The organism is Sporosarcina sp. GW1-11, from assembly GCF_033088395.1.
In the GTDB taxonomy this organism is placed as follows: Bacteria; Bacillota; Bacilli; order Bacillales_A; family Planococcaceae; genus Sporosarcina.
The window spans coordinates 1-23,929 of record NZ_JAPMIW010000004.1 but is presented as its reverse complement, the minus strand read 5'-3'; the positions used below and the strand labels follow the sequence as shown (position 1 = coordinate 23,929).

Sequence of the window (23,929 nt, the reverse complement as noted above, 5' to 3'; positions counted from 1 at the left end):
TCGACCCTGATTTTTCACTGGTAGCAAAAAAAGCAGCTAGGATTTTTCCCTCGCTGCTTTTTTACTTTTCGCATATCCTTACTTGATTAATCCTAACTCTTCCATAGACTTCTTGTTTTCATCAGAATGTTCTTGAATCGTTTTTCTGAAGTCTTCACCATTCGCATAAGATGGTACTAGATTTTGTGTGACCATCAAATCTTTTATTGAATCCAATTCCATAACTTGTTTAATCGCATCATGAAGAATCGTTACGACTTCTTCAGGAGTTCCTGCTGGTGCTATAAAGCCTGAATAGAACTCTGTGCTAGTTTTTAAACCGAGCTCTTTTGTATTAGGTATATCATCGTAGTAATCAGTTACACCTTTAGAGTCTGTAACGAATAACAGGGGCTTCAAATCGCCACCTGTTTCTGTATCAGGTCTTGATTGTCCTGCGACGATCTGGCCGCTCATAACTGCGTTCATAACGTCTGCTACACCTTCAAATGGTACGTGCTTCATCGTAACGCCTAATTCCTTACCTAGGTTCTCCATTGCGATATGACCACCACTGCCTGTCCCGCCTGTTGTTCCATAAGTAAATTTACCTGGATTCTCTTTTACATATGCTAACCAATCTTCATATGTGTTCAACTCTGAATCTTTTTTAACAACGATTGCTGAATTTAGTACATATGTTTTAATGATAGGTTCAAAGCTATCTAGTTGGTATGATGTTTTGCCGTAATGTGGTTGAATATCCAAACCGGAACTTGTTGTGAATCCAATCGTGTATCCATCTGGCTTAGCTGTTGCAACATCTGTCAAACCTAATGTCGTTCCTGCACCTGGCTTGTTAATCACAGCTACTTGTTGCTTGTTCGGTAAGTAAGCTGGTAGCTCTTTCGCAATTGCACGGGCAAATACATCTGTCGGGCCACCTGGATTGAAAGGTACAACGAACTCAATTGGTTTTTTAGGGAAATCTGTAGTCGCTTCTGCTTTTTTCCCATTATCTTTGTCTTCCTTTTCTCCACCAGTTGATTTTCCTGACGAACAACCTGCCACAACCAACATAAGTACCGCAAGTATTACTAGTAAATTCTTTTTCATCTTCTGACCCTCTTTTCTAAATTAACAGTTTAAAAGCTGTTTTTCTTGAATAACACACTAACTATTAGTCAACCTTACTAACCATCTGAACTGAATACTATCACCCCTTCTACTATCTTTCACAATTACGCGATGAATTCCACTTGCGGAATTCTATTTCAAGGTGTAAATTGATAATACACGATAGTTGTAAGCGGTGTCAATACTTCTTTCGGAAAATTTTAATTTAACTTTGTATTTTATTCATTCCTACTATTCTTAATAGTATTACTTGTTTTTATTGACGCACACTATTGATTCTATTATATTAATTTCATATAGAGAATTTGATTTCACAAAATAACATAGAAGTGAGGAGATAACAGATGAGAGCAGTAATAGCCGAGAACGGAAAGTTGCTGATACAGAAATTTCCAGAACCAACTCCAAAGGCTGATGAGTTATTAGTTGAGATTAAAGCGACTGCGTTAAATCGGGCTGATCTTGTGCAAAAACAAGGTAACTATCCACTACCTGAAGGAACATCTCCAATCATGGGTATTGAAATGGCGGGTGTTGTTAGTGAAGTTGGCTCAAGCGTGACAGATTGGAAATTAGGCGATCGCGTCTGTGCAATTTTACCGTCAGGTGGCTATGCTGAAAAAGTAACCATTCCTGCAGCAATGGCGATTTCTATCCCAGAGAACTTTTCATTCGAACAAGGTGCAGCGATTCCTGAAGTATTTTTAACGGCTTACTTGAATTTATATACGTTAGGTAATTTACAAGCAGGCGATGATGTATTGATCCATGCAGGCGCTAGTGGTGTCGGAACAGCTGCAATTCAGTTAGTTAGAGAAGCAGGCGCTCGTTCGATTATCACTGCTGGAACGGAAGAGAAACGTGCTTTCTGCATGGAACTAGGTGCAAGCAAAGCCATTGATTATAAAGCAGGTCCATTCGTTGAGGAAGTACTACACGCTACCGATGGAAAAGGTGTCAACATGGTTTTAGACTTTATCGGTGCTCCGTATTTCGAACAGAATATCCAATCACTTGCGGTAGACGGAAAGTTGATATTGGTCGGTGTATTGGGTGGACGAGTGGTTCAAGAACTTAACTTAATGGATTTAAAGATTCCTCGGATTCAGTTGATTGGGACGATGTTACGCGTGCAGCCTCTTGAGAATAAAATTTTGCTAACAAAAGCATTCAGTGACTATGCAATGCCTTTATTCGAAAGCGGTAAGCTACAACCAATAATCGACTCTGTTTGGGGCTTGGATAAAATTAACGATGCCCACGACTATATGGAAGAGAATAGAAATATCGGTAAAATTATTATTAAAGTGCAGGATTAAAGCGACTCGAAAAGTAATAGGTTTGGAGTTTAGTGTGTGAGTAAGTGTTCCGGGATTTAAACTTCTCTCAGGAGAGAATATCGTAAGAGTGAATTCATTAGCGTGAGAGAGCTATCTCTATGAGCGCGACAGCTACTTCTATGAGCGCGACAGCTACTTCTATGAGCGCGACAGCTACTTCTATGAGCGCGACAGCTACTTCTATGAGCGCGACAGCTGCTTCTATGAGCGCGACAGCTGCTTCTATGAGCGCGACAGCTGCTTCTATGAGCGCGACAGCTGCTTCTATGAGCGCGACAGCTACTTCTATGAGCGCGGCAGCTACTTCTATGAGCGTGGCAGCTACTTTTATGAGCGCGACAGCTACTTCTATGAGCGCGGGGGTCCGTTCTAAGCAAGCATGCTAGTTCTTTGAGCAACAGGTAGCATATCTTTGTTCTAAATCTTATTGTATTCTCTAACTACCAGCTTATCCAGAGCTCAATTACAAATCAAAAATTCCCAACCCACATGAAACCATGTAGGTTGGGGATTTTTCTTTCTTAAATTAATGCATGTGACCGTGACCTAGATCCATGCCTTCCATAGGGTCTTTGCCACCTACGTCCGCTATTACTGCTTCTGTAGTTAATAGCATCGCTGCAACAGATGCTGCGTTCTGTAATGCAGAACGAGTCACCTTTGTCGGGTCGATAATACCTGCTTGTACCATGTTCACCCAGCTATTATCTGCAGCGTTGAAGCCCATACCAAGTTCTTCACGCTTTAGACGATCGACAACGATTGAACCTTCAAGACCAGCGTTGTTGGCAATTTGACGTACAGGCTCTTCCAATGAACGTAGAACGATTCTCACGCCTGTTGCTACATCGCCTTCTGTCTCTTCTAAGCATGCTTCTACTTTATTGTAAACGTTGACCAGCGCTGTTCCTCCACCTGCTACGATTCCTTCTTCAACAGCAGCACGTGTAGCATTCAATGCATCTTCAATACGCAATCTTAGTTCATTCAGTTCTGTTTCAGTAGCTGCCCCAACTTTAATAACTGCTACACCGCCAGCTAGTTTCGCAAGGCGTTCTTGTAACTTTTCAATATCAAACTCTGAAGTTGCATCTTCTAGTTGTGCACGAAGAGCTCCTACACGACTCGCGATCGCATCTGATTCTCCAAAGCCTTCAACAATTGTTGTACCATCTTTTGTAACAACAACTTTCGCTGCGCGTCCCAATTGAGTAATAGTAGCAGTTTTCAAATCCAAACCAATATCTTCTGATACGACTTGACCACCAGTTAAAATAGCGATATCTTCAAGCATTGCTTTACGACGGTCACCGAATCCAGGTGCTTTTACAGCTACTGCAGTAAATGTACCACGTAGTTTATTTACAACTAATGTAGCTAATGCTTCACCTTCGATATCATCGGCAATGATCACTAGTGGTTTACCTTGTTGAACGACTTGTTCCAACACAGGTAAGATATCTTGTGGAGTCGTGATTTTCTTGTCTGTAATTAGAATATAAGGATTTTCTAGAACCGCTTCCATCTTGTCCATATCCGTTGACATATACGCAGAAGCATAGCCGCGGTCAAACTGCATACCCTCAACTACTTCAAGCTCTGTTGTGAAACCTCTTGATTCTTCAATTGTGATGACACCATCATTACCTACGCGTTCCATTGCTTCTGCGATTAAGTCGCCTACTTCACTGTCGCCAGAAGAAATAGATGCTACTTGTGCAATCTCTTGCTTGTTATCGATGACGTCAGAAATAACTCGTAGTTCTTCTACAGCCACAGAAACCGCCTTCTCGATTCCTTTACGGATACCTACTGGATTTGCACCAGCAGTAACGTTTTTCAATCCTTCACGAATCATTGCCTGAGCTAGAACCGTTGCAGTCGTTGTACCGTCACCAGCAATTTCATTTGTTTTAGAAGCTACTTCAGCTACAAGTTTTGCACCCATATTTTCAAATGCGTCTTCTAATTCGATTTCTTTTGCGATAGTCACTCCATCGTTTGTAATCAATGGTGAGCCGAATTTTCTTTCTAAAACTACGTTACGTCCTTTAGGTCCAAGTGTTACTTTTACTGCATTTGCTAATGTATCTACACCACGCAACATTGCGTTTCGAGCATCTTCATTGAACTTAATTTCTTTAGCCATCGTTCCTGTCCCCTCCAATTAACTTCTATTTAGTTACCCAATAATCGCTAAAATATCGTTTTCATTAAGGATCAAGTATTCGTTGCCTTCAAACTTCACTTCTGTTCCTGCATATTTAGCGAAGATGATTTGATCGCCTTCTGTAACTTCTACCTCTTTGCGTTGTCCGTTTTCAAGAACACGGCCGTTACCAACAGCAATGACTTTACCTTGCTGAGGCTTTTCTTGTGCAGAATCGGGTAAAACGATCCCGCTAATTGTCTTTTCTTCTACTTCCATTAATTCGATCACAATACGATCTCCAAGTGGTTTCAACATAGTCATCGTGCCCCCATTACATTATTTTTCATAATTACTGACTTACTTTTCCGATCCAGCTCGCTAGCTTTTCTGCTGATACGACCGGTTGCTCGAGTGGTATCATGTGACCCGTATGGGAGATTGTAGTGTACTCCGCATCCGTCACTTGATCCGCAACCTCTTTGATCTTTTCAGCAGTAATCACTTTATCAGATTCTCCGGCAATCAACAACTTCGGAATCGCAGCATCTTTTAGCACTTGTGTACGATCCTGACGACTAATCATTGCTTTGACATGCGGAATATACGTTTCTGCACCGTAATCTTCAACGATTTTCTTGCGCAATTTAAGCAATTCTTCATTTTCTAGACTGTCTGGATGGAATGTTTTCGGTGCATTTGCTTCGGTCATTTCGAAGTATTCACCATTTTCCGCACGCTCTATAGACTTCGCACGATTTTCTTTTTGCACATCACTATCTGCTGTTGTTAATGACCCCATTAAAGAGATTCCTAAAATACGCTCTGGTTCTTGTGCAAGCATTTCTAATGCTACATAGCCACCAAATGAAAATCCACAAACATAAAACTGTTCAGGAAGTTCTTTTAATAATTCAGCCGCAATATCACTTATAACTGGTAATGCGGGTACATCCACTGCTATTGCTTCAATTGTAGATGGCAAGTGTTTCTTTACGCCATCCCACGTTTCAGCTGTGTTATTTAATCCTGGTATTAATACTAACTTCTGTACCAACACATTCACTCCTCATGATTTGTTAAAATGAATTTCTTCTATTGTATTTAATTAGCTGTATTCTCTTTCATCGCCTTTTTATTTTTATTGGCGATAATTGTGTTGCGTAAGCTTTGGATCAGGATCAATACAGAGATTATTGCTAATGTCATAAAGATTGGACGATTTAGGTAGAAACCGATTTCACCTTGAGATAAGATGACCATTCTACGTAAGCTTGTTTCTATAATTGGACATAAAACAAATGCTAAAATGAAATAGGCTACTGAGAAATCGAGCATGCGAAGTATATATGCAACAACTCCAAGACCTAATGCCAGCCATAAATCAAAGTGTGCATTCTGGGATGTATATACCCCAATAAGTGAGAACACTAAAATTGCTGGAACAAGGAATGATTCACGTAAAACCAATACTTTTGCAAACATACCTGTCATGAATCTCCCCATGATATACATACCAATTGTTGTGAACATGAAACCTATAAAAATCGCGTTGATCAACTCTGGATTATTTTTTAATACTTGTGGTCCAGGCTGAATTCCGTGGATGATGAATGCTCCTGCAATGATCGCAATAGAAGCAGATCCTGGAATACCGAGTGTTAACAATGGAAGCAATGCGCCACCAACTGTTGCATTGTTCGCGGCTTCTGGTGCCACAATTCCATCTGGATTCCCTTTCCCAAATGTTTCAGGGTTTTTTGCTGTTTTTTTAGCTGCCATATATGCAAACCAGCTAGATGCGTTAGCTCCAAGTCCAGGGATAATCCCGACGACCGATCCAATTGTCGCACCAATTCCTATGGATTTAGAAACGCCTCTAAATTCTTTGAACGTTAGCTTTACTTTTAAATCTTTCGCTAGTAGTTCCCGCTTTTTATTTAGATTCCCTGAAATCATTTTGAAAATTTCAGTGAAAGCGAACAATGCTACAACTAGCGCAATAATGTTCATGCCATCGGAAAGTTCCAACATATCCCCTGTAAAACGAGGTAACCCTGTGAACATATCAATTCCTATAGTAGCCGCCATTAAGCCTAGAACGATCGAGATAGAAGCTTTCATTGCATCGGATGATCCTAGTGCTGCTACCGCTAATAATCCAATGACACCTAGCATGAAGTATTCTGGTTCCCCTAACTTCAAAGCAAATGCAGCCAATGGTTTAGATAAGAAGATTAAAACTAATCCACCGAAAAGTCCACCAATCGTTGAAGCTGTTAGTGAAAATGCCAATGCCTTACCGGGTGATTTATTTTTTGCATACGGTTGTCCATCCAATTGGGTCGCTGCGGCCATGGCCGTACCCGGGATCCCTAGTAATATAGCGGAAATTGAACCACCATACTCAGCTCCTTGATAAACAGCAAGAAGCATAAGGATTGAGCTAAGCGCGTCCATATTATAGGAAAGGGGTAAAAGCAATGAAATCGCTAACATTAACCCTAGCCCTGGAAGCGCTCCCATAAGCATACCAACGAAAAGACCAACAAAGATGGCTACCCCGCAGGCTATAAGTACTGAAATGTCCATAGTAATTCCACCTTTATTTTAGAAGTCGATATACATTAAGTTGTTGAACAAAACATAAATAAATGCCATTAATGCTAGTGAGACAAGAAGATTGACAGTGATCATTCGAGATTTTTTCATTGCCATTGGCCAACGGTAAAATGTGAATAACACGAACAATAAGAAAAACGTTAAGATGTAGAAGTATCCGATATATTCCCATGCAAGAAAATACACAATAATGATCCCAAGCGTTAGTAGAATTTTTTTCATACCATCGAATTGAATGATTTCATCTGTTTTCTTAAGCCATTTCAAAATACTAACTAGACAAAAACCGATAAGGGCCACTCCAAGAATGATAGGGAAAAATCCTGATCCGAGTTCTCCCTCGGGTGTACCTTCATTTGCTTTTACAGCAGTAAAGATATAATAAATCCCCATCAAGATGATTACGACGAGAATGGAAATATCTAATTTTTTCTTGCTCATTTGATCACTCCTTATAAGACAGCTAGTTACTAAAGGAAGTAACCATCACATACTGACTGGTGTGATGGTTACTTTTTTTCAAGATTACTTTATCAATCCCAAGTCTTCCATGATTGCTGTATTACGTTCTACAGCATCTTTAATTGTTGTTGCGAATTCTTCCGGATTACCGTAAGAAACTACTAAGTTCTGTTTTTCCATCAATTCTTTGATTTGTGGTAGATCCATTACTTCTTTAATCGCATCATGTAAAATCGTAACAATTTCTTCCGGTGTACCTTTAGGAGCTATGAAACCTGCATAGTATTCGCTTCTTGCATGTAGACCAAGTTCTGTTGTATTCGGTGTGTCTTTATAGAAATCAGTTACGCCTTTTGAATCTGTTGTGAAAAGTAATGGCTTCAAGTCTCCACCCACATCTGTGTCTGGACGCATTTGTCCACCTTCGATTTGACCACTCATAACTGCGTTCATAACGTCTGCAACACCTTCAAATGGAACGTGCTTCGTTTCAACACCCAATTCTTTACTTAAATCTTCCATCGCGATATGTCCACCACTACCTGTACCACCAGATGTTCCATACGTGAACTTACCTGGATTTTCTTTAACATATGCCAACCAATCTTCATACGTATTTAATGGAGAATCTTTCTTTACTACGATTGCTGAGTTTAACTCATAAGTTTTGATGATTGGTGCGAAATCTTCGGGTTTGTAAGCAGTTTTTCCGTAAGCTGGTTGAATATCAAGACCAGAGCTTGTTGTAAAACCAATTGTATACCCATCAGGTTTAGATTTTGCTACGTCCGTTAAACCAAGTGTCGTTCCCGCTCCGGGCTTGTTAATTACTGCAACTTGTTGTTTATTCGGCAAATATGCGGGAAGTTCTTTTGCAACTGCACGAGCAAATACGTCTGTTGAACCACCTGGCGAAAATGGTACGACTAATTCAAGTGGTTTTTTTGGATACTCAGAAGTACTTCCTCCCGACGATTCTTTAGCGTCATCTGTAGATTTGCCTGAAGAGCAACCTGCGATGATCAGCATAAGTGCTGCTAGTATGAAGATTATGTTCTTTTTCATCGTTGTCATCCTATTCTTGTATGTAATTTTAAATTAATTGGATATTCAATTTTTGTGTAAAAGCATTCTACTAATAAACTTGAATATAACTAGTAGGCAATACATTCACAACACCTATCTAAAGGTGTTGTGAATCTTGCATTTCCTCTACTTACTTTGTATACCACCATGCAGAAGCTTCATTTGAATGATTACATAGAAGAGCTTTCTTCCGAACGAATCGTTTAATCGAGTCTGTACCTAATCTTGATCCACCCAAACCAGATGATTTAAAGGCATTCTTTTCTGCCACATCACGATCCCCGATGAAGAAAGGTGCTAATCCGCTATCGTTAATACTGATTCCGCCTGCGTCTAGCTTTCTTGCAATCGCCAAGCCTTCTTCATTCGTTCCGGCAAATACTGCTCCACTCAATCCATAAGGAGATTCATTCGCTAGCTCAATTGCTTCTTCAATCGTTTTGAATGGCATGATTGGCATGACAGGACCAAATGTTTCATCATTCATAATTTTCATGGAGTGATCAACATCTGAGATCACTGTCGGCTTACACCAAAGTCCGCCGCCAAGCTTCTGGATTTTACCACCTGTTTGTACTGTCGCACCTTTTTCTTTTGCATCTGCAATATGATCAGCAATGATGTCAGCTTGTTTTTCAAAAATCAACGGGCCGACTTCACCTTTATCGATTTCAGGGTAGTTGACGTTAATCTGTTTGGCTTTCTCAGTTAACATTTCAACAAATTGAGGATAAATCGACTCTGCTACATAAATTCTTTCTATTGAATAGCACTGATGTCCAGCTCCGAGAACAGAACCTACTAGAATAGCGGAAGTCGCACGTTCCAAATCTGCTGTTTCCGTAACAATCGCTGGGTCTTTTCCACCTAACTCTAAAAATGCTGGAATGAATTTTTCAGCAGCTGCTATTCCTACTTTTCTACCTGTAGCCGTACTACCTGTGAAACAAACCATGTCGATATGCTGGATCATCGCAGCTCCAATGTTGCCCGCTCCCACTACATAAGTGAAAACTTTAGCTAGCTCCGGAACTTGTTGAATTGTCGCTAGCATCGGTTCGATAAATCTCGGTGTGACTTCACTTGGCTTCACAACAACTGCACAACCAGCTAATAGTGCTGGAATTGCATCCATTAATGATAAGGATAGTGGGAAGTTCCAAGGACTAATAATACCGATCACTGGATATGGTGAATAATCTGTTGTCGATTTTACAGTAGGTAGTGAAGTATCGGTAGTGAGGGGAGCTAGTTGCTGCTCAGCAACTAAGCTCCATTTAGTGATCCACTTCACGATATTATCCACTTCTCGCGTACTTTCTCTTCGACGTCCTGTATCAATTGAAACTGCGTCCAAAAGCGCTTCTCTATTTTCAATCAAAACTTGTTTCCATTGTTCGAGAACTTTAATTCGTCCATCAACGCCTAGTTCATTCCAAGCGACTTGTTCTTTACGAATGTTTGTACAAACTTCCGCTAGTTTTTGTTCAGTAATCGCTTCAATAGTAAAGTCTTTTTCACCTGTACGTGGATTACGAACCGAAAGTGTATTTTCAGATTGTAAAGCAGTCATTCCCTCACCCGACTTTCATTCGTTTTATAGATGTCTTCGATTACTTAGTGTGTAACGTTTGCTATGGATTTTGAATGAGCTGTTTCACCATCTAAACGTTCCTGTTCAATCCAACATGCGTGTGTTCCGTTTGTAATACGCGCCGGTAGACTAACAATTGCTACTGGGCCTGCAGCGAGGTCTTTTGCATCCAAGATGATACATTCAGAAGAAAGTGTATTCATATCTGTGACGAATGTCAGTAAGTATCCATCATCTTCACTCTTCGCATCTTTGCGAAGTGCAATTACTGGTTCACTACCGAAGCGATTATCTCCAAACTCATAACGCTGCTGACCGCCTGTGAACAAGTCAAACTTCTTAATGCCCATCATATGCCAATCTCCAGCTTTAAACAATACGTTATAGCTATAGCGGTATGGCTTACCAACTGTTTGGTTTGCAACTACCGGGAATTCTGTAATTTCATCGTCTAATACTTCTTCTTTAGTCTCACCAGTTTTCATATTGAAGCGCCATCTGTACATGTGTGTTCTTGTATGGTGCTTGTCCAAATGCTTACGGATGCGATCGTATGGATTACCGTCTTGAACACCTACTGCTGGTTTCCCAGGGTTGTCTTGGATACAGCCATCCATGATCACTTCGTCACCATCTTCATAACAGTTAGATAGGTGTAAGATAAAGCAAGGAGAAGCTTCAAACCACTTAACTTGTGAGTTATTTCCTCTTCTTGGAACAACACCGAAACGGCTCGGCTGATTCGGGAAGAACTTCAGCTTACGCACGCCCACTTTTAAATCTTCCGGATCAAAATGGTATGGTAAATCATGAAGAATTGTATAGTTTTTCGTAATCCCCATATCGTGTGGCCATCTTGGTCCAGGCAATTCTATTGGTTCATAGTGAACTAACTGGTCATTCTTATCGACAACACCGTAGTTCATGAATGGGAAGTTTTCACTAAAGTTAAAGAACATTAATTCTCCCGTGTCTACATCTAGTTTAAAGTGAGAACAGATACCAGTAGGCATTAACTTGCTGCCCCACTTCGCTGTTCCAACAGTTTCTAATGTATAAGGGTCTAATTGGTATGGCTCTCCACATTGTGACATCGAAGCAATGATTTTTCCGTTATGCCCCATAACATCCACACCTGCGTTATCTTTCATCGTGCCCATAGCGCCCCATCCGCGGTAAGTTTCCAAATGCGGCTCAAGCATACCTGGCCATAATGATTTTCCACCCTTAGCTTGTTCAGCTAAGAAACCAATTGTTTCAATGAAACGGTTTCGATATTCAGCTTTTCCATTTTCAAAACGAATGGAGTGCACCATGCCGTCTCCATCAAATGGATGGTACGTTCCTAGTGGTTCGTGTGCTTGGTTATGTGAGTTTCTAACATACATACCATTCAAGTCTTTAGGTATTTCTCCGACAACTTTCAAGCTGTCTGTATTTGCGATATATTCGGTATCAACTGGTTCAAATAAACCTTTCAAATACGGGTTATCTGTGTCCTGGCTAACTGTCACATTCACTTTTTGGTGTATTTTAATCAATTTGTCCACTCCTTTTATATTTTATGAAATAGTGTCTTTAGAATTTACCTTTAAATGCTTGGTAAATTTTTGTGCTACTTCACTACTCGAAGTTGAAAAGTATTTAATATATGGATCAAAATGCCCCACATCAAGAAGCGTCAACTTTTCAGGCACTAAAGCGTTTGCATACGTTTGCAAAGTCTGCAATGCTAAGTGAGTCGATGTCTATATAATCGTTGTTCCTACTATTTAAGAGCAGTATAACAAGTGCAAAATAAAAACTAGGATTATACGATTTCGTATACTCAACAGAACGAAAAGTTACTCTATTTTTCTAGTAGGGCAATCTCTCCCCCACTTCAGAATACCATGTAACCGCTTGATCTAAGTTGTAAACGGGTCGATCCTCACTATTGAAAGATACTAATTTTCTAACGAAAGGTTTATAACCTTTCATTCGTCCGATGCGATCTTTTGAGAACACCTTGAATAATGTAGAAATGTGTACTTGCGGTACCCTCCGTAACGAACTTAGCGTGTCGCTAATGATAGGTACTTGTAATACAACACATTTCACACGATGATCCGTTGTCGCAATAAATTGAACATGACCACCGCTATAGCTTGTACTTCAAAGACAACTACTGCGAATCCTGAACTGGTATATACTACTGCCATGTCCATGTCTTTTTTGCAACAGCAGATTATTGTACCTCTACATAAAGGTTTTCAAAATTTCTTACACCTTCTAAAAACTAATATATTCCGCTTGTGAAAATTGTTTTCAACCTCTTAACTAGAAATATACATAACAAAAATCATTTCGTCAATACCTATTTTGAAAATTCAAATGAAATGATTTTTACGAATACTTGTATCGCTTTATATCTAAACTGTGGCTCTCCTTATATTTCAATAGAAGTTCATTGATGTATGTTGTCAGTATTGTAGATTCTAAAAGATTGAAAGTGAAATCAAAATGAGTAAAAATTCAATCTTGTGTTGACAAACTCTATTTTTATACCTTAAACTAAATTTCATATAAGGAATTGTTTTTCAAAATAGGAGGTCGTTACATGTATACATTTACAGATAAAGTCGTATTAGTAACAGGAAGTGCAAGTGGGATCGGAAAAGCAATAGCAAATGAATATGCTAAATTAGGGGCAAAGATCGTTCTAAACAATTTAGTCGAAACACCTGATGTTTTGGAATTCGCGGAAGAATTGAAGCGACAAGGAACGGATGTTAGTTTTGTCGCTGCTGATGTCTCTAAAAGAGATGCTGTTCATAAAATGAAAGAACATATTGAAAAAACATATGGTAAACTGGATATTTTAGTAAACAACGTAGGGGCTTCTTTAATAAAGAAACCTTTTGCAGAAATTTCGGATGAAGAGTGGGACTTGCATAGTGACGTAAATTTGAAATCTGTTTACCTGGTCACACAAGAAATGCTGCCACTCTTAAAGTTATCTGAAAATTCTTCAATCGTTAACCTTTGTTCAAGTGTTATTCGCAATGGCGGTATTATTGGTGGAAGTGCTTATACAGCGGCAAAGGGTGGCGTGGACGCATTGACGCGTGCACTTGCTAAAGAATTAGCGGCTGATAATATCCGTGTTAACGGTGTCTCTCCCGGTCTAGTAGATTCTAATTTCCACGCAGTAAATGTAGAAGAGAGATATCCACATTTAATACAAGAAATCCCTTTAAAGCGCGTCGGCAAACCTGAAGACCTAGCTGGAGCTGTACTATTCTTCACTTCTTCATACGCATCTTATATAACAGGAGAAGTATTGGAAGTCGGCGGCGGTGCACGTCTGAAATAATACAATTTTATTTAAGGCTATGCTAAGTATTGGTAAAACTAATTTTTACTGTCACCTACTGAATGAAGAGTCGGATTGTATTCGCTGAATTAAACGGCGATTGATTACCCTACTAAACGCAACATTCAATTTTAACAGTCGATGACTCTTTAGCAATTTCCAATTTAGTACGAGTAAAAAAACCATCTTGCGTGTACGCAAGATGGTTTTTCACTTTAAATATAGCCATTAATCCTCGATTGGTCTTCTTCGTGAATTTCATCTTTTAAATCCTGTATACTTTCTTCTCTTCGCTCGTTGCTCTGTTTGATTTTTTTACGTTCCTCGCCTGTCGCAAACTTCATCGCTTCTTCAGCAGCCTCCATATTGCTGATCGTTTTGTTGAGTCGTTCTTTATTGTCCGCGGGATCATTCGGTTTGGGGTAGTTTTTAGCCATTGTATAGCCTCCTTTCGTTTGTTTCGATCTACATAATGTAGTATCCCCATTTCATTACGAATTATTTATTCCGCTATTTTCTTTAGCCATAATTGTTCAAGATCTGCGGCTCCGTTTGTTCGTAAGACTTCGTCCATTGGTCCAGTTGCTAGCACAGTCCCTTCGTGTAAAATGAGGACGTCATCTGCCAATTGTTCTGCAAAGTTTAGTAAATGCGTTGAAAAAAGAACAGTACAGCCTTTGTTACGTTCTTCAGTCATCATTTTTTTCAGCTCGGCAATCCAGTACGGATCGAGGCCGTTTGTCGGTTCATCTAAAATTAGTAACTTGCCTTCCCCCAGTAAACTTTGCGCCAAGTTTAGACGTTGTCGCATACCTTTTGAGAATTGTTGCACGCGTTGTTTACGAACGTCCCATAGCCCCACCCGCTCGAGTACGCGTTGTTGTTGCTCTGTACCCACTTTTTTTAGGGAGGCAAGCAATCGTAAAATTTCTTCCGCTGTTAATGTTGAAGGAAAGTCCACATCATCTGGCATATAGCGCACTTCGCTCGACCCGTGCCATAGCAATTCACCTGCCGTTACTTTATCTTGCCCTGTCAATAAACGAATAAGTGTACTTTTTCCTGCACCATTTCCACCGGCTAGCGCTAAGATTGTACCTTCACGCAATGTGAAGGTCGCTTCATGTAGGCCACGTCCATTTTTATATTGTTTAGCAAGTGCTTTCGCTTCCAAAATCATGCGACTCTCCCCTTTCTATTTAGAAGTAGCCCCGCTAGAGTGAGCGGTACTAGGATCCACAGAAGCGTACCTGCTACATAAACGAAATGACCTGCAGTGGACTCATAAAACTTCACTATTTCAAAAAAAGATGGACCGAGAACACTTGCCTGTCCTGCAAATACTAAATAACCAAAGCGTAGCCACTCCACTGGATTCAAATGAATCACTACAACAGTAATTTTTTGTAGCAAATGTCCTGCGACGACAGTTCCTAGCGCCATCAATGCGTACGACACGAGCAATAAGAAAAATGACCAGGCGACAAGTGCTAAAGCTAACGCGTACAAACGAGTCTTTGCCAGCGCGCCAATCAAAACCGCCAGCGCTGAAAAAATTAAGATGCTAAGCACGGTAATTACAATGAATATTGGCGGCAAACTGACACCACCTAGAAAACCACCCAACATGAGTACTACACCAAATGCCAACACGACAATTAGTAAAAAAGCTAATACAAAAGCAGCGAATTTCCCTAGTATGTATTGTCGAATCGTAATCGGATATGTTTTTAGAAGCGATAACCAGCGCGACTCCATATCCCCTGCCACGCTCATACTACCAATCGCCAAAATAAATAACGGCAATAAAAATAATAATAAATTTAAAAATGAAGCGGTCTGCCTTGAAAATCCTTCCACATCAGGCAACGCAATTTGCTGAATAACTACAATCGTCGTGAAGACAAAGGTGAAGAGTAAGCCGACCATTTGCATCCAACGACTTCTGAGCATCTGTTTCCACTCTAGCTGGATCAACATCATTGGTGAATACCCCATTTAAAGTCTTGTAAATCGGCAAAACTAAATAATTCACCTGTACCGGATTCTGTTTGATACGCTTTTGCGTCTGCTGCATCTCCAAAAACAAGCACACCATAATTCATCGGTGTCCAAAATTCTTTATCATACAAATAGGTTGCTTCAAATACATTAATCCATTCATTCGTATCAGCATCCTTAATGAATGCAGCACCTATATCTTCTGCACGTTGCTCATTCCGCGTTAATTTCTCAACCAAGCAACCAATATCATCAAACACCTCATAATCACCATTTTTCTCGATAATTTGTCCTGCGAATTCTTGATGGACAATCGACATATTGCATATATCACAAATATCCGTTTCTTCATTAATCGCATGTGGCTCATAACTTTTCTCGCCACATCCCGCAAGCATCAATACGCCTACTACCAACCACTTTTTCATTGTCTCACACTCCTTTTCCATAGCAAACCTATCAAAAAAACGATCATCCCACCGACTATCACTTGTCTATAATTTCTCGGTAACGTCTCACGCCTTTGCGTCATTATTCTTGGCTTTTCGTCCACTAGTACTTGCTGTTCCACTTTCGTTTGGCTATCGAGTTTTGTTAATAATTCCACACTCGGTGACGCGACGAAATATTGATAGGCGGGTTGTCGAACCATCCATTGCCCGAAACTTGAGTAGGCCATATATGATGTGTCGCCATAGCCATCTTCATCGACATCGATTCCCTCATAATCGTCGTAAGTATTTGCTCGTAAAGACAAGCCTTTTTGATCCGAACGCGCGGTTAATATATTGCCTGTGAACGTATTATTCCTAACGATACTTGCGTCGTCTATACGCGTCGCTTCGATAGCCGTTTGATTCACTTCAAAATAATTCCCTTCTACTTCTATCGCTTCGCAAGTCTGCATCACTAAACCGACGCGATTTTCTAGTAACTGATTATCGGAAATACTGGCATTTTTCACATCATATAGCAACATACCGCTACCATTAAGGGCATGATGATAGCGCAAACCATTATGACGCGCTTCAAAACCATCCACCATCATTACCATCAAACCAGTCACATTGTGTTCAAACATATTATTTTCGATCAATCCATCATCGGTATGCATAAAATGCGTTCCATAGCGACTATGCGATACTGTATTATCATACACATGGATTCCCTTGATCTCCTCAATATACAAGCCATCCTGAACATTGGTGATAAAATTATGATGGATCTTCAAGTCCTCACTTTCAAATAGCGCCAGTCCATTTCCTTTTTTCGCATAATGTCCTTCGGGTCCTTCAATAATTGCCCCTTCGATTTCCACATGTTTCGTACGATGCACTTGAATACCGATATTCATATCCTTTGCACGCACGTCTTTAATAACTATATGTTCCGCATCTTTCACGACTACCGCTCGCTGTTTTGCGGTAAACGCAAGTGCGCGTACTACGACATCTTGTGTTTGCTCAATCGTTAGCGCTGGATTCGACCCTTCCGCATGAATAACCGCACCTTTTTCACCTAGTAACGTCAAGGGCTTAGTAATGATAAAATTCCCCGTATGCTCACCTTCTACTGTAATCGTTGCACCTGGTGCAGCATCGTCGATTTGTTGCTGCAATGTAGAAGCTTCTGTCGGCATCGCAAGCGCGAACCAAAAGAAAGCCACAAACAAGAGTTTCTTCACTTTATCACCTCTTCAAATAGCAAAAAGACTAGAGTTTTCCCCTAGTCTGCCCTTTTAGATTAATGGTCATGCTCACTGTGCATATCATGGCTACTTTCCGAGCTCATTTTCATTTGCTTCTGCTCGTAACGTTCTTTTGCTTCACTTTGAATTACTGCCAATTCCGTAATTGCTGCACCTTCATGCTTCGCCACATAAGCTTTCGCATCGGCTAATTCAACATATGAGATATACCCCCAATTCATTGGTGATTTCAAATCTGTCTTAACGATCGTTGCATCGTCTACTTTGACCCATTCTTTTGTATCGAAGTCTCGAACAAATTTCGTATTTTCTTCTTCATTAATTAGTTCTGCATTTAACAGACAACCGATATCATCATAAAACGCATTCGATCCATCTGCTTTAATCGCTTGAGCTGAAAACATGCCCATTTCATGATCCTTCATATAGACGTCCATATCACATACTTCACACTTCGTATCTTCCGTAGGCTCTTCCAACTTCGCCATCATTTCTTCAAGTTCTGTTTTTTCAGTTGGTTCAGTTGCTTCTGGTGATTCTACTACAGCAACTGGCGCCTCCACTTCCTCTGGCTGTTCCGCCTGTTCATTTTCTTCATCTGCTCCACATGCTGCTAACCCTAATGCTGCCATCATCAATACAGATAATCCTAACTTTTTCATCTTTAAAATCCCCCTGTTCCTTTTTGATAATTCTTATCTTATCAGCTAAGTGTGAAGTAAGTTAGAAATGATTGTGAGGTAACTGAAAAGTTTTATAGTCAGTTTACAGTATTTAAAAACCACAGGTAATGACACCCGTATAAAGGTGCTTACCTGTGGTCTTCGTTCATTTAATTATCTTCAAATGCCTTCTGCAAATAATAATAGGATTGTTTCAAACGTTCCACATACATTGGTTCCTGCCAATTATTCCATGTATAACTCTTCAAAGGACCGATTTTCTTTTGTTCTACTTGTGGAAATGAATCTAGCACTTCCCCGTCCTTCGTAGTAAGTAAGGCACCTATTTGAATTCCCTCAATGATAGTGCTTGATCCGGTACCACCTTTATCAAGATCACCTGTGAATTCTTTCATACTAGGATCTTTTGCTTGCAGTAGCAGCCATGGAATACGTAGCTCTAGTAAACCATCTTTCATACGATAATCCGTTAAAGAGTCGTAGTCTGGTGAATCCGGATTACCATTACCTTCTCTTAACTTTCCTGTTTCATAGGAACTAAAAGGAATGATGACATTTTCATTCTTTATTAAATACCTTCTATTTAATGCATAATGCATCGGCACGAACTGGCCTGTCATATCTTTCTTTGCAGAGTCAGGAATGAAACCTACATCTTTTCCATAATCATAATGGAATAAATCATAATGTGGGTTGATGAGCATACGAGATTTTTCTCCTGTCAGCTTTGCAACAAACTCCAAACCATTCGTAAAACGGATATCATTCACTCGGTCAATCTGTTTATTACCAATCCCGGGAATTGTATCAAATACAATAATCGGGAAATCATTTTCACTAAGACTTTTCTCATCATAATCTAGACGAACATACAAATATGTTTCGTCATGATCGACATAAAGTTTTTCCAATAAACCTGATTGCTTCTCGTACATCGGCGTTTTTGGCCATTCATCTTTTTTTCCATCAATTTTAATTTTTAACTCTTCGAAACTCATTAAACCAAATTTCTGCTCATTCGTTTGGATATTCGACCAATATGGTCGTCGATCAGAATTGTCATAATCTGCCGTATTCCACGTACGCTTAAACCACTCATCCTGCCAAGAGAATACAAGTCCACCCATCATCTGCTCATGTAGAATATCTTCAAATAGACGGGTTAACACTTCCCCTTGTTGTTTTTCTGACATGAAGCCTTGATTCCAACCCGAAGGATTTTCATGTGCTTTCCCGCGAGAGGCAGGAATACCGAATTCAGCGATTAAGATTGGAATCCGATGCGCCTCATGTAAATCTTTTAAATAAGCCGCGTAGTTATTCTTCTTCCCTCTAAAATCAATATATTCCCGATACACCTTTTCATAGTTTAGGAAATCTGGGTAATACGGATAAACGTGATATGAAGCAAACTGTCCTGCCTTCTCCATTTCATCAAGTGTATATATCAAATTGGGATTAACTGAAACAATATCTTCTTGACCCGTTGCATCGGACGGATGAGTCAAGGGATCCGTCGTTACCCAGTTCACGAAACTCATTGGTCGAATTTGATTATACTTTTCCACTTCATGCGTGACTAGAATATCCATCTGTTCCGCTAGCCAATATTCGAACGCTTGCGCACCTTTTGTCTCGAAATATTTACCTTTATACTCTCCAAGATCCGGATGAATTTTATTTGTATTTTCTACCATGAACGGATACCATTCAATACCGATCATCCAAGCAGATACCCACTGTGATATATCGGAATTATAAACACCAGACGCGTGACCGGGACGTGGCGGTACATCTGCGTTTCCATGGATGACATCTACAAGTTGTTTCATCTCTTTACGGAAATCTTCCAAATTCTCTTCCTCAAACGCATCCAAAGACTCTTCCAGGTTTTCTTCATTAATCCATACTCCGTGCATCACATAGAGCGGTTGATCATGCCCTTCATTATACCTCTTTAATGCATGATAAAAACCAGGTGGATGCAATGTGTAGACACGTATCGTATTAGAATTCATCTCACCGATTTGTTGGAACCAACGATAGTATTCCTCTTCTGTAATAGCAGCTTCTCCAGGAAATGCACCTGGCTTACCCATCCCTATATTGACGCCTTTAATAATCATCGGCTTCCATTCACCATCTTGCAAAATTTCAAGATATCTCCCATTCATACGGGAATTCATTTGTATGCCAGTTTGAATAGGTTCTTCAATCGCTACTGCTTCTTCAATTTCACCGAATTGTTCGAGAACCGCTTTCATCATAGGTACATATGTCGACCAATAAAATGATTCATCAGACGAGCCTTTGATTAGTTTATATAGGTGCTGAATTCCATTCATCTGATATACACTAGGCGGGTCGTTAAGTCGATTAAAGTTTCCTGCAAAATATAGATTTTCAGAAACACCTTTTGTATTTCGAATGACTGCATCAAATTGCGTTGGAATTCCTTTGTCCTTGAGAACTTTCTCGCCTTCGTCTGTCAGTGACCAATCATAGCGAGCGATTGATTGTGCGCCTTTAGCAGGTGTCACCATATCGAACCAAGAATCATATCGTTGGGAGCCTGATAGTCCGAAAACTTTATTTCCTTCTTCTGTAAAAGTCAAATCTATTCCTGCATTAGACACGTGTTTAGTTGTTTCCAATAACACGACAGAACCTTTGGCTTCATTCAATAATAAAAAACCTGCGCCTTTATACGTCCATTTATTTTGAAACTTATCACGTACCCACTGAGGGATTTCCTTATTTGTTAGTGGATCTGCTACATCAAAATAACGTCCTTTCCAACCTGACCACTCAACTCCTACTTGCTTCGTTACTTGAGTACGTACTTTCTCCGTTGTTGGTGAAGATATTGAATTCGTTTCCGCTATGAAAAGAGAGGGTTCTTTCATCTCTAAGCGTCTATGAATTCTTTGCCATTCTAATTCTTCTAAACCTCCGCTTACATTATTCGCTAGATTCTTTGAATTATCCCTCACTGTATTCGCAAGATAGATAACGTCCGTTTTCGTATAATCGCTCGGCAATGGATAAAAGTCATTATCGTCATCTCCACCTATAAAAGCACCATAGAAATCACGCGCCGGATCATAGACTTGTTGAGTCGATTTTTTCACTTTAAAGTGGTTCAGCACCCAAGTAATTCCTAAATGATCCTGATACGAATCATCCACTGCCACTTTATTAATAATTGCAACATGTAGCGAGTTGCTTTTTCCAATAAACCAGGAGCCAACTGGCAGTAGAAGAATTGCTAGTAAAAACGCTACGATTGCATAAATTTTCTTCATGTTCCAACTCCTCTCTAATCTGCGACGTCCTCGCGATCGCGCTTTATATTTACTACTATAATAAAGTTTAGATGAATTCTATGAATAATTATATCATATAATATAACTTTTTAACTATAAGTATCTAATTATAGTTTATAAAAATAGTATGTCAGTGAGATAAGAACTAATTCATTCGAAATTAGGCGACCTTTTGATTATTCACTTTGTTATCGTATGAAATCACATTCATGCTACTATGTCAGAAGAGACCGATTACAAGAGGAGTAATGAATGTGAATGAAAAGCAATTTGACATAGTAAAAAATGGTGAAGGATTTATTGTAGCTCTTGACCAAAGTGGGGGCAGTACACCTACAGCTTTACTCGCTTATGGCGTTCAACAAGAGTCCTACTCGAACGAAGGCGAAATTATACAAGCCTCTTAACCCGCTTCAAGACAATGAAAATGTCATGCTGAAATTGACGATTCCAACAGAAATGAACCTATATAAAGAATGGATTGATCATCCCCGCGTCGTACGTGTCGTCGCGCTTTCTGGAAGCTATTCAACAGATGTCACGAATGTAAAACTGAAAGCGAACGACGGACTTATTGCTAGTTTCTCCCGCGCATTAAGCCAAGGCTTGAATATAAACCAGACAGACGATAAATTTAACGGCATACTTGAAAAAGCTGTAAAATCTATTTAATTATTGTAGATAAAAAGAGTAGTAGCTCATAAAATCAGCTACTACTCTTTTGCAATTCCTCTTTCTTAACAACTTTATTTCAACAGTGAATGCGGTAAATATAGTAAATTAGCAGTTGTACTTAACTCATCGTCATGTACCGTCAGCAATACAACATAGCCTGTTTTATCCCATCCCGAACTAAATGAATACTCACCATCCGACTCATAATAAAAATCCGTTCCAAATTCACGTTGCGCATTTTCACTCAGTTCACTATAAATCGCAAATAACTCATCTGAATCATGATACAACTCTTCACCACTCATAAAATCATAGCCAATAAACTGTAATTTATTATTTTCGAAGTAATAAATTAAATCCGTACTGTAATTATATTTCGTTGTGCTATAGATTAATATAGTTGCATTTCCATCTTTTTCATCGACAATTAGCACTGCAGGAGACTTAGATTCGATACTTTTCACTTGTGTAGGATTCATACCAAAATGAATTCCTCTCGTCACTGTAACAGGTTGTGAAGGTCTAAACGCAGGATCCATCGCTCTAGCTAAAAATGCAGCAATATGTGAACGAGTTAGTGTTTCATTCGGCCTGAACGAACCATCAGGATAACCTGACGTTATATTTTCGTATGCCAATTTACGAACCGCATGATACGAAGTCGAACCCTTCTTAACATCTTTAAATCGAATATCTTTCTCCTTCGTCAATTTAAAAGCATTCGCAATAAAAGCAGCCATATGGCCTCTCGTCACCTTTTGCGTCGGTTTAAACGTTCCATCAGGATAGCCATTAATAATTTTCGCATTTACCGCAGAATTAATATAGCCCGAAGAATATCTACTTGCCGGCACATCCTTAAACTTCGTCTTCGTCTTCGTTCCATTCAACCCAGTAGCCTTGGCTACCATAACCGCCACTTCTTCACGCGTCACCTTATCATTCAAACCAAAACGTGCACTCGGCTCAATCACCTTATTCTCCAACAAGTACATAATAGCCGTATAGTTCGGATGATTATTCGGAACATCAGCAAATACTTTAGACGCGGCTTCTGTTTGTGGTACTGCAGATATTAATAAAGCAAGTGTTAAAATTATTGCGAAAACTCTCTTCATAGCTAGTCAACTCCACTTCATTTTATGATGTAGATACTATAGCACGTTGAATTGGAGTTTAGTTGAATTAAAAATAGTTTTCGGGAATCCTTTGAGAAAGTTATCAATTTGCACAACGTCGATATGCTTCTTGCATACTATCTTTATTTTTCAACATGCGTGATCTCTCAACTTAATAAATCGGTAAATAAAAATCATCCACCGACACCGAATACTCTTCATGAATATTTTCAAACAATGCATCAGAAATTAACTGTCTCAACACACCACTAAAATACCCCGCCACATTACGAATTTTCTTCGTCTTCGTCGCCATCACACTAATCTTCGCTGCACGATACGCCAATTCTTCAAACAACTTCTCTTTCCCTTGATGAATCTCAAAACGTAACATACGACCCGACAATGAACGATAAATCGCAAATAGATCTCTTGCCTTCGACGTATCTCCAGTTAACGCAAGCAAGTCCTTCATTTTCGAATATAACGTTGTGGATAACTTTTCATCTGCAAGATGAGACGTCTTTTGTCTTTGTGTACTGTTTTTAGATTTAAAGAAAGAAGCTTCCTTCTGCAAAACGACTTCAGAAACCGCGTCACCGCAAGGCTTATCTACTTTCTCTGGGCTGTTCATTTCCGCCTGGTCATGGACAGGCAAAATCACATAAATATTCGCACCCATCCCATTCATTAC

General features: G+C 39.7%; 21 protein-coding genes and 2 pseudogenes. 5 read left to right on the top strand and 18 right to left on the bottom strand.

Annotated elements, in window-relative coordinates:
• Positions 1-78: 78 nt before the first annotated feature.
• On the bottom strand, positions 79-1,095 hold the full coding sequence (locus ORD22_RS04170; RefSeq protein WP_317644627.1) for a Bug family tripartite tricarboxylate transporter substrate binding protein: 1,017 nt from the start codon (positions 1,093-1,095) through the stop codon (positions 79-81).
• 365 nt (positions 1,096-1,460) lie between these two features.
• Between ORD22_RS04170 and ORD22_RS04165 the strand changes: the two genes are divergently transcribed.
• The gene (locus ORD22_RS04165) at positions 1,461-2,435 is read left to right on the top strand and encodes an NAD(P)H-quinone oxidoreductase (RefSeq protein ID WP_317644626.1); all 975 of its coding nucleotides are present in this window, start codon (positions 1,461-1,463) and stop codon (positions 2,433-2,435) included.
• 119 nt (positions 2,436-2,554) lie between these two features.
• A complete protein-coding gene (locus tag ORD22_RS04160; protein WP_317644625.1) occupies positions 2,555-2,842 on the top strand; it encodes a hypothetical protein in 288 nt (95 codons plus the stop codon).
• A 140-nt stretch (positions 2,843-2,982) separates the two neighbouring features.
• On the opposite strand, the gene groL is transcribed toward ORD22_RS04160, so the two are convergent.
• The 8 genes from groL to ORD22_RS04120 form a co-directional block, all read right to left on the bottom strand.
• Entirely contained in the window at positions 2,983-4,605 is a 1,623-nt protein-coding gene (gene groL / locus ORD22_RS04155; protein ID WP_317644624.1) for a chaperonin GroEL, read from the bottom strand.
• Between the two features lie 33 nt (positions 4,606-4,638).
• Entirely contained in the window at positions 4,639-4,923 is a 285-nt protein-coding gene (groES, locus tag ORD22_RS04150; RefSeq protein ID WP_317644623.1) for a co-chaperone GroES, read from the bottom strand.
• 34 nt (positions 4,924-4,957) lie between these two features.
• Complete coding sequence (locus tag ORD22_RS04145) at positions 4,958-5,662, bottom strand: alpha/beta fold hydrolase (RefSeq protein WP_317644622.1); 705 nt, start codon at positions 5,660-5,662, stop codon at positions 4,958-4,960.
• 47 nt (positions 5,663-5,709) lie between these two features.
• Positions 5,710-7,197 (bottom strand): tripartite tricarboxylate transporter permease, encoded by a 1,488-nt coding sequence (locus ORD22_RS04140; RefSeq protein ID WP_317644621.1) that lies wholly within the window; start codon positions 7,195-7,197, stop codon positions 5,710-5,712.
• An 18-nt stretch (positions 7,198-7,215) separates the two neighbouring features.
• Positions 7,216-7,668: a tripartite tricarboxylate transporter TctB family protein gene (locus tag ORD22_RS04135; RefSeq protein WP_317644620.1), complete on the bottom strand. Its 453-nt coding sequence runs from the start codon at positions 7,666-7,668 to the stop codon at positions 7,216-7,218.
• A gap of 84 nt (positions 7,669-7,752) precedes the next feature.
• The gene (locus ORD22_RS04130) at positions 7,753-8,754 is read right to left on the bottom strand and encodes a Bug family tripartite tricarboxylate transporter substrate binding protein (protein ID WP_317644619.1); all 1,002 of its coding nucleotides are present in this window, start codon (positions 8,752-8,754) and stop codon (positions 7,753-7,755) included.
• Positions 8,755-8,905: 151 nt separating this feature from the next.
• The gene (locus ORD22_RS04125; RefSeq protein WP_317644618.1) at positions 8,906-10,348 is read right to left on the bottom strand and encodes an aldehyde dehydrogenase family protein; all 1,443 of its coding nucleotides are present in this window, start codon (positions 10,346-10,348) and stop codon (positions 8,906-8,908) included.
• A gap of 44 nt (positions 10,349-10,392) precedes the next feature.
• Complete coding sequence (locus ORD22_RS04120) at positions 10,393-11,910, bottom strand: carotenoid oxygenase family protein (protein ID WP_317644617.1); 1,518 nt, start codon at positions 11,908-11,910, stop codon at positions 10,393-10,395.
• Between the two features lie 1,058 nt (positions 11,911-12,968).
• On the opposite strand from ORD22_RS04120, the gene ORD22_RS04115 reads away from it, so the two are divergent.
• On the top strand, positions 12,969-13,724 hold the full coding sequence (locus ORD22_RS04115; protein WP_317644616.1) for an SDR family NAD(P)-dependent oxidoreductase: 756 nt from the start codon (positions 12,969-12,971) through the stop codon (positions 13,722-13,724).
• Between the two features lie 215 nt (positions 13,725-13,939).
• Here the strand turns inward: ORD22_RS04115 and ORD22_RS04110 are convergent, their stop codons facing one another.
• The 7 genes from ORD22_RS04110 to ORD22_RS04080 form a co-directional block, all read right to left on the bottom strand.
• Positions 13,940-14,161: a small, acid-soluble spore protein tlp gene (locus tag ORD22_RS04110; RefSeq protein WP_317644614.1), complete on the bottom strand. Its 222-nt coding sequence runs from the start codon at positions 14,159-14,161 to the stop codon at positions 13,940-13,942.
• Positions 14,162-14,226: 65 nt separating this feature from the next.
• Positions 14,227-14,904, bottom strand: coding sequence for an ABC transporter ATP-binding protein (locus ORD22_RS04105; protein WP_317644613.1), 678 nt, complete (start codon positions 14,902-14,904; stop codon positions 14,227-14,229).
• Positions 14,901-15,707, bottom strand: a complete 807-nt coding sequence (locus ORD22_RS04100; RefSeq protein WP_317644612.1) for an ABC transporter permease — start codon at positions 15,705-15,707, stop codon at positions 14,901-14,903. The genes ORD22_RS04105 and ORD22_RS04100 overlap by 4 nt, the downstream gene beginning before the upstream one ends.
• Complete coding sequence (locus tag ORD22_RS04095; protein WP_317644611.1) at positions 15,704-16,153, bottom strand: nitrous oxide reductase accessory protein NosL; 450 nt, start codon at positions 16,151-16,153, stop codon at positions 15,704-15,706. Before ORD22_RS04095 ends, ORD22_RS04100 begins: the two co-directional genes overlap by 4 nt.
• A complete protein-coding gene (locus ORD22_RS04090) occupies positions 16,150-17,409 on the bottom strand; it encodes a right-handed parallel beta-helix repeat-containing protein (protein WP_317644610.1) in 1,260 nt (419 codons plus the stop codon). Before ORD22_RS04090 ends, ORD22_RS04095 begins: the two co-directional genes overlap by 4 nt.
• A 59-nt stretch (positions 17,410-17,468) precedes the next feature.
• The gene (locus tag ORD22_RS04085) at positions 17,469-18,095 is read right to left on the bottom strand and encodes a nitrous oxide reductase accessory protein NosL (RefSeq protein ID WP_317644609.1); all 627 of its coding nucleotides are present in this window, start codon (positions 18,093-18,095) and stop codon (positions 17,469-17,471) included.
• Between the two features lie 170 nt (positions 18,096-18,265).
• The gene (locus ORD22_RS04080) at positions 18,266-21,421 is read right to left on the bottom strand and encodes a hypothetical protein (protein ID WP_317644608.1); all 3,156 of its coding nucleotides are present in this window, start codon (positions 21,419-21,421) and stop codon (positions 18,266-18,268) included.
• A 275-nt stretch (positions 21,422-21,696) separates the two neighbouring features.
• Here ORD22_RS04080 and ORD22_RS15150 point away from each other — a divergent pair, with 275 nt between their 5' ends.
• Both ORD22_RS15150 and ORD22_RS04075 read left to right on the top strand, forming a co-directional pair.
• The gene (locus tag ORD22_RS15150; protein ID WP_411567617.1) at positions 21,697-21,849 is read left to right on the top strand and encodes a hypothetical protein; all 153 of its coding nucleotides are present in this window, start codon (positions 21,697-21,699) and stop codon (positions 21,847-21,849) included.
• Positions 21,839-22,114 (top strand): annotated as a pseudogene (locus tag ORD22_RS04075) (fructose bisphosphate aldolase); the annotation flags it as partial. The gene ORD22_RS15150 and the pseudogene ORD22_RS04075, both read left to right, overlap by 11 nt.
• 74 nt (positions 22,115-22,188) lie before the next feature.
• On the opposite strand, the gene ORD22_RS04070 reads toward ORD22_RS04075, so the two are convergent.
• Both ORD22_RS04070 and ORD22_RS04065 read right to left on the bottom strand, forming a co-directional pair.
• The gene (locus ORD22_RS04070) at positions 22,189-23,235 is read right to left on the bottom strand and encodes an S-layer homology domain-containing protein (RefSeq protein WP_317644607.1); all 1,047 of its coding nucleotides are present in this window, start codon (positions 23,233-23,235) and stop codon (positions 22,189-22,191) included.
• A gap of 172 nt (positions 23,236-23,407) precedes the next feature.
• A pseudogene (locus ORD22_RS04065) lies at positions 23,408-23,929 on the bottom strand (hypothetical protein); the annotation flags it as partial.